The organism is Kitasatospora sp. MBT63, from assembly GCF_000710465.2.
Classification (GTDB): domain Bacteria; phylum Actinomycetota; class Actinomycetes; order Streptomycetales; family Streptomycetaceae; genus Kitasatospora.
Genome location: NZ_JAIZ01000694.1, coordinates 28,126 through 31,564, shown reverse-complemented (window position 1 = coordinate 31,564; position 3,439 = coordinate 28,126). Strand labels below are relative to the sequence as shown.

The following is a 3,439-nucleotide window of genomic DNA, read 5'->3' as shown; positions in this document are numbered from 1 at the left end:
CTGGGGGCGTGCCCCCAGAGGGGGCGGCCCGGCCCCGGGGCGGGTCAGCGGACGGGGTGGCCCGTTTCGCGGAGGGACTGCTTGACCTCGCCGATCGTCAGGTCGCCGAAGTGGAAGACGCTGGCGGCGAGCACCGCGTCCGCGCCGGCGTCGACGGCCGGGGCGAAGTCGGCGAGCTTGCCGGCGCCGCCGGAGGCGATCACCGGGATCGAGACGGCCTTGCGGGCGGCCCGGATCAGTTCCAGGTCGTAGCCGTCCTTGGTGCCGTCCGCGTCCATCGAGTTGAGCAGGATCTCGCCCGCGCCCAGCTCGGCCGCGCGCACCGCCCACTCGATCGCGTCCAGGCCGGTGCCCCGGCGTCCGCCGTGGGTGGTCACCTCGAAGCCGGAGGGGGTCACCGTGCCCTCGGGGCAGCGGCGGGCGTCCACCGACAGCACCAGCACCTGCCGGCCGAACCGCTCGGCGATCTCCCGGATCAGCTCGGGCCGGCTGATCGCGGCGGTGTTGACGCCGACCTTGTCGGCGCCGGCCCGCAGCAGCTTGTCGACGTCGTCGGTGGTCCGTACGCCGCCGCCGACGGTGAGCGGGATGAAGACCTGCTCGGCGGTGCGGCGGACCACGTCGTAGGTGGTGGCCCGGTCGCCGGAGGAGGCGGTGATGTCCAGGAAGGTCAACTCGTCGGCGCCCTGGGCGTCGTAGAGCTTGGCGAGTTCGACCGGGTCGCCGGCGTCGCGCAGGTTCTGGAAGTTGACGCCCTTGACGACCCGTCCGGCGTCGACGTCCAGACAGGGGATGACTCGTACGGCGAGGGTCACTGCGTGCCTTCCAAGGAGGTTGCCAGCCCGGGACGGTAGGCCTCGATCTCGACCTCGACCATCATCCGGGAGTCGATCAGGCCCTCGACCACGACCATGGTGGCGACCGGGCGGACCGTGTCGAACAGCTGCTTGTGTGCGCGGCCGGCCTCGTCGCAGTCCCGGACGTGGGTCAGGTACATCCGGGTGCGGACCACGTCGGCGGCCGAAAGCCCGTACTCCGCGAGCGCCTTGAACGCCACCTCGAAGGCGGCCAGGGTCTGGTTGTACGGGTCGCCCTCGTGGTGGACCATGCCGTTCTCGAAGGCGGTGGTCCCGGCGACGAGGACGGTGTCCCCGACCGCGACAGCCCGGGAGAATCCGAACTGCTCCTCCCAGGGAGAGAAGCCGGAGACTCGGTGCGAACGCGGCGCGGCCGGGGTATCGGTCATCGGGACACAGCCTCCAGGGCCTCTTCGAGGGTGAACTTCTGCTCGTAGAGGGCCTTGCCCACAATCGAACCCTCGACACCTTCGGGCACCAGGGTGGCGATGGCCCGCAGGTCGTCCAGCGAGGAGACCCCGCCGGAGGCGACCACGGGCCGGTCGGTCGCGGCGCAGACGTTGCGCAGCAGCTCCAGGTTGGGGCCGGTCAGGGTGCCGTCGCGGTTGACGTCGGTGACCACGTAGCGGGCGCAGCCCTCGGAGTCGAGCCGGGCGAGCACCTCGTAGAGGTCGCCGCCGTCGCGGGTCCAGCCGCGGCCGCGCAGGGTGGTGCCGACCACGTCCAGGCCGACCGCGATCTTGTCCCCGTGCTCGGCGATCACCTTGGCGACCCACTCCGGGGTCTCCAGGGCGGCGGTGCCGAGGTTGACCCGGGTGCAGCCGGTGGCGAGGGCGGCGGCCAGCGAGGCGTCGTCGCGGATCCCGCCGGAGAGCTCGACCTTGATGTCGAGGCGGCCGGTGACCTCGGCCAGCAGCTCGCGGTTGGAGCCGGTGCCGAAGGCGGCGTCCAGGTCGACCAGGTGCAGCCACTCGGCGCCGGCGTGCTGCCAGGCGAGCGCGGCGGCGAGCGGCTCGCCGAAGGAGGTCTCGGTGCCGGAGGCGCCCTTGACCAGGCGCACGGCCTGGCCGTCGCGGACGTCGACGGCGGGGAGGAGTTCGAGGCGGCTCATCGGTGGAAAGGCTCCTGGCTCAGAGGGTGTTGACCCAGTTGGTCAGCAGGGCGGCGCCGGCGTCGCCGGACTTCTCGGGGTGGAACTGGGTGGCCCACAGCGGTCCGTTCTCCACCGCCGCGACGAACGGCTGCCCGTGGGTGGTCCAGCTGACCAGCGGGGCGGCGATGGACTCGTTGGTGACCTGCAGCTCCCAGGTGCGCACCCCGTAGGAGTGCACGAAGTAGAAGCGTTCCTGGGGGTCGAGTCCGGCGAACATCCGGCTGCCCGCGGGGACGTCCACGGTGTTCCAGCCCATGTGCGGGACGATCGGCGCGTCCAGCGGCTCGACGGTGCCGGGCCACTCGTCGCAGCCGGCGCTCTCCACGCCGTGCTCGACGCCCCGCTCGAAGAGGATCTGCATGCCGACGCAGATGCCGAGCACCGGGCGGCCGCCGGCGAGCCGGCGGCCGATGATCACATCGCCGCGGACCGCCTTGAGGCCGCGCATGCAGGCCTCGAAGGCGCCTACGCCGGGGACGAGCAGGCCGTCGGCGTTGAGGGCGGTCTGGAAGTCGGAGGTCACGGTGACGTCCGCGCCGGTGCGCTCGACGGCGCGCTGGGCGGAACGCAGGTTGCCGGAGCCGTAGTCGAGGACGACGACGTTCTTGGCCATCAGGTTCTCTAGTCTCTTCCGTCGCTGGCTTGTCGCTGGCCTAGAGGCGCATCACGCCGGAGGCCAGGCACAGCGCGGCACCGATCGCGAGGACCGCGATCAGGCTCTTGGACTGCTTCTGCTTCCAGAACGAGTACACGCCGCCGGACAGGAAGAGCCCGGCGATGATCAGCAGTGTTGCGGACTTGCTCACAGCGCACCCTTGGTCGAGGGGAGGATGCCCGCCGCGCGCGGGTCGCGCTCGGAGGCGTAGCGCAGAGCACGCGCGAGTGCCTTGAACTGGCACTCGACGATGTGGTGCGCGTTGCGACCGTACGGGACGTGCACGTGCAGGGCCACCTGCGCCTGGGCGACGAAGGACTCCAGTATGTGCCGGGTCATGGTGGTGTCGTAGCTGCCGATCATCGGCGCCATGTTCTCCGGCTCGGTGTGCACCAGGTAGGGGCGGCCGGAGAGGTCCACGGTGACCTGGGCGAGCGACTCGTCCAGCGGCACGGTGCAGTTGCCGAAGCGGTAGATGCCGACCTTGTCGCCGAGCGCCTGCTTGAAGGCGGCGCCGAGCGCGAGGGCGGTGTCCTCGATCGTGTGGTGGGTGTCGATGTGCAGGTCGCCGTCGGTCTTCACGGTGAGGTCGAAGAGTCCGTGGCGGCCCAGCTGGTCGAGCATGTGGTCGTAGAACCCGACGCCCGTGGAGATCTCGGTCCTCCCGGTGCCGTCGAGGTCGATCTCGACCAGGACGGAGGTCTCCTTGGTGGTGCGTTCGACGCGGCCGGTACGGGACATGCGGGTTACAGCTCCTTGATGGAATAGCGGACG

General features: G+C 71.0%; 6 protein-coding genes. All 6 read right to left on the bottom strand.

The window, feature by feature from the left end:
* Positions 1-44: 44 nt before the first annotated feature.
* From hisF to hisB, 6 genes are read right to left on the bottom strand one after another with little or no spacing between them, the layout of a single operon-like run.
* Entirely contained in the window at positions 45-815 is a 771-nt protein-coding gene (hisF, locus tag AA75_RS36680) for an imidazole glycerol phosphate synthase subunit HisF (RefSeq protein ID WP_033824739.1), read from the bottom strand.
* Positions 812-1,246 carry a RidA family protein gene (locus tag AA75_RS36675; RefSeq protein ID WP_033824738.1) on the bottom strand — a complete coding sequence of 145 codons (435 nt, stop codon included), beginning with the start codon at positions 1,244-1,246 and terminating at the stop codon, positions 812-814. The genes hisF and AA75_RS36675 overlap by 4 nt, the downstream gene beginning before the upstream one ends.
* On the bottom strand, positions 1,243-1,968 hold the full coding sequence (priA, locus tag AA75_RS36670; RefSeq protein WP_033824737.1) for a bifunctional 1-(5-phosphoribosyl)-5-((5-phosphoribosylamino)methylideneamino)imidazole-4-carboxamide isomerase/phosphoribosylanthranilate isomerase PriA: 726 nt from the start codon (positions 1,966-1,968) through the stop codon (positions 1,243-1,245). Before priA ends, AA75_RS36675 begins: the two co-directional genes overlap by 4 nt.
* 19 nt (positions 1,969-1,987) lie before the next feature.
* A complete protein-coding gene (hisH, locus tag AA75_RS36665) occupies positions 1,988-2,623 on the bottom strand; it encodes an imidazole glycerol phosphate synthase subunit HisH (RefSeq protein ID WP_033824736.1) in 636 nt (211 codons plus the stop codon).
* A 40-nt stretch (positions 2,624-2,663) separates the two neighbouring features.
* Positions 2,664-2,816, bottom strand: coding sequence for a hypothetical protein (locus AA75_RS51175; RefSeq protein WP_033824735.1), 153 nt, complete (start codon positions 2,814-2,816; stop codon positions 2,664-2,666).
* On the bottom strand, positions 2,813-3,406 hold the full coding sequence (gene hisB / locus AA75_RS36655; protein WP_033824734.1) for an imidazoleglycerol-phosphate dehydratase HisB: 594 nt from the start codon (positions 3,404-3,406) through the stop codon (positions 2,813-2,815). Before hisB ends, AA75_RS51175 begins: the two co-directional genes overlap by 4 nt.
* Between the last annotated feature and the right edge of the window lie 33 nt (positions 3,407-3,439).

Coding starts and splice junctions, on each gene's coding strand:
- AA75_RS36675 (WP_033824738.1), bottom strand. CDS start 1,246: ATGACCGATACCCCGGCCGCGCCGCGTTCGCACCGAGTCTCCGGCTTC.
- priA (WP_033824737.1), bottom strand. CDS start 1,968: ATGAGCCGCCTCGAACTCCTCCCCGCCGTCGACGTCCGCGACGGCCAG.
- hisH (WP_033824736.1), bottom strand. CDS start 2,623: ATGGCCAAGAACGTCGTCGTCCTCGACTACGGCTCCGGCAACCTGCGT.
- hisB (WP_033824734.1), bottom strand. CDS start 3,406: ATGTCCCGTACCGGCCGCGTCGAACGCACCACCAAGGAGACCTCCGTC.